This is a genomic window from uncultured Aurantimicrobium sp., from assembly GCF_936931525.1.
GTDB lineage: Bacteria > Actinomycetota > Actinomycetes > Actinomycetales > Microbacteriaceae > Aurantimicrobium.
The window spans coordinates 1-2454 of record NZ_CAKZII010000188.1 but is presented as its reverse complement, the minus strand read 5'-3'; the positions used below and the strand labels follow the sequence as shown (position 1 = coordinate 2454).

Here is a 2454-nt window from a genome sequence, read left to right as displayed (position 1 = left end):
GAAACACATGGAGGGCTTCACATCATTGATAATTTGTCGAATTTGAGTTATTGAGCTCAAGTCAGAGAGGAATTGTGAAGATCTAAATTTGTAGTTACGAGAACCCTTTGTCTCCAGCCACCAGTCAAGGGCCAAAACAAAACATGTCCAACCATTTTGTGTGCAAATTTCTGAGAATTTGCCATGATCACCGATTGAAATAAAGACAGGTTCAATTTCTGAATTCTTCTGTTGCCACTGTTGAACGAGTTCAATCAGTGCAAGTTGACCACCTTGGAGGGATTCGTTGGAATCCGAATGGTTTAAGAAAAGAATTTTCATTTCAATGCAATCGTATCTCTCGCTCATATGTATTCCGGGCGTTTGCACAATCAAAGCTCAAGACGGTAACCTGCCAGGTGTTGGTATCGCACGTTGCCCTTGGACCTTTAGCAAGTGTGGATATTCTTATTGGGCGGACGCAGGACGAAAAGTTAAGAGAATCTAGGCTTTGAAATGAAAAATCTGTTGAGAAATCTCTTTCAATTAAATTGGTGGAACACCCAGATTTCTTTCAAGAAGTCCGCGTGGATTTTTGCAATAACGGTTCCATTTATTTCAATCCTTGCAATCCCAACCCAAGTAACAGTGGACAGCATCTTCTATGTTGCAAGTGCAAAGTCACTTTTCACACCAGATTTCGCAGAGTATTACATTTGGTATCGGGAACCTGGCTACCCGGTACTGCTGTCGCTGATTCATCTTGCTGGAAACAGTGCACTTTATGTCCAAGCCGTTCAAGCAATGTTCATGGGAATTTCTGTTTGGATGCTGCTTTATGCATTCAAGAGAACAGCCGGTTTCTCAACGTTGACATATCTCCAGCTTGGGTTGGCACTCCTCTTCATCTTCAACCCAATGTTCTTTAGTTACAGCGGCAATTTTCTCCAACAGGCGTTTTTCTGCTTCATTTTGGCGAGTTTTGCGGTCTTCGTTGAATGGGGGAGAAAACTACCCAAGCAATTAACCGATAGACGATTGATCCTCCTGACACTTTCGCTATATGTGATTGCAGTCCTAACTAGTGTTGGCTGGTTGTATTTCGCGGTGTTCCCTATCTTGATTGTTTTCATCAATATTGTGAGGCGATGGAGTAACAATCGAATTGCAAACAAGAAAGTCACCAGCTCAACGCGTCAGATTGTCCTTGGTATTGTTGCGGCTGTTCTATTGACTGCATTTTCTTTCGGGCTGGGACGGGTCGTGTATGCCGGCTGGGAAAGCTTCAAGGCTCCGTATGCAACTCAGGCAAATTATGAAACGACGGTTGTGAGCCCTGATTCCCTCCCTCAGGTCGGCAATCCAATCGACATTGCAGTCAGATTTCTAGCTCTGATGGACATTGTCCATGTGGATCCGTATGAACCTCAGAATGAAATCTTTTCTGAAGCAGCTATGAGACTCCGCTTCTTACATTCAGAGTGGGACACAGCGTATGTGAACAAGCCAACAACAGATTACGCTCCTGGGTATTTTGTTTTATCAGATCCATCACTCATAGGCCATAGTGTTTTCTCAATCCTTGCCCCAGCCGGACCGCCCGTTTACAAAGTAACTTATGGGGCGTTCGCTTTGCTGACACTGTCACTGCTGATTAGACGAAAGTGGTCAGCTCTTGCAATCGCACTTATTCCAATGAGTTTTATCTTCATTCATGCAGCAAATAACACCCCTGTAGACCGCTATGGAATACCTGGGTACCCATTTGCAATTGCTTTGGTAACACTCGGGATTTCCTGGCTGGCAACCCGAAACTTCACCACTGCGGCAAACAAAGATTGAGAATGAACCCAGCTTTCGAATGAAATTGTGGGGTTTTCTCCGATTGATAATGAAGCTCTGAGAGTTCTGTTGGTAGTCCGCAGTTATTCTGTTGTCACTTCTCAGGCCTAAACCTCGCCCAAACAACTTTGCTACGCCATATAGAAAGTTCAACTTTCTCTTGTGGCGCTGGCAAATTGAATTCGTCCATCTTCAGAGCACTGAATTGGTAGGCTTGAAACGTGGAAGTGCAGCCTTTATCGATCCCAGGCTCCTTTGTCGTCACCCCCAAAATCTTTGAAGACGACAGAGGCGCATTTCTTGAGTGGTACAGGGCAGACAAGCTAGAAGAAGTACTTGGTTACTCTCTAGACCTCAAACAAGCGAATTCTTCAGTTTCAAAAAGAGCAGTAGTCAGAGGAATTCACTTTGCTGAACTCGGGCCAGGTCAAGCCAAATATGTCACTTGCCCATTTGGCGCTGTCTTAGATTTCATCGTAGACATTCGTGTCGGTTCACCCACTTTTGGAAAATGGGATTCAGTTATTCTCGATGACCAAAATAGGAAAGCTGTTTATCTTTCTGAAGGTCTCGGTCATGCATTCGTTGCTCTGACAGAAAACACATTTGTTAACTACTTGGTTAGCGACAAAT

The 2454-nt window shown here is 44.2% G+C and carries 3 protein-coding genes; 2 read left to right on the top strand and 1 reads right to left on the bottom strand.

Annotated features, from left to right (window positions below; translation table 11 throughout):
- A partial coding sequence (locus Q0362_RS09475; protein WP_298122876.1) for a hypothetical protein occupies nt 1–369 on the bottom strand: 369 nt, incomplete at its 3' end.
- 126 nt (nt 370–495) lie between these two features.
- Here Q0362_RS09475 and Q0362_RS09470 point away from each other — a divergent pair.
- Together Q0362_RS09470 and Q0362_RS09465 are read left to right on the top strand one after the other, a co-directional pair.
- Nucleotides 496–1821, top strand: coding sequence for a hypothetical protein (locus tag Q0362_RS09470; protein WP_298122875.1), 1326 nt, complete (start codon nt 496–498; stop codon nt 1819–1821).
- Nucleotides 1822–2042: 221 nt separating this feature from the next.
- Nucleotides 2043–2454, top strand: a 412-nt coding sequence (locus Q0362_RS09465; RefSeq protein WP_298122872.1) for a dTDP-4-dehydrorhamnose 3,5-epimerase family protein, incomplete at its 3' end; no start/stop codon positions are given.

Bases quoted from the DNA above. Each gene is read 5' to 3' on its own strand.
- Q0362_RS09470 (WP_298122875.1), top strand. From the start codon at position 496: ATGAAAAATCTGTTGAGAAATCTCTTTCAATTAAATTGGTGGAACACC.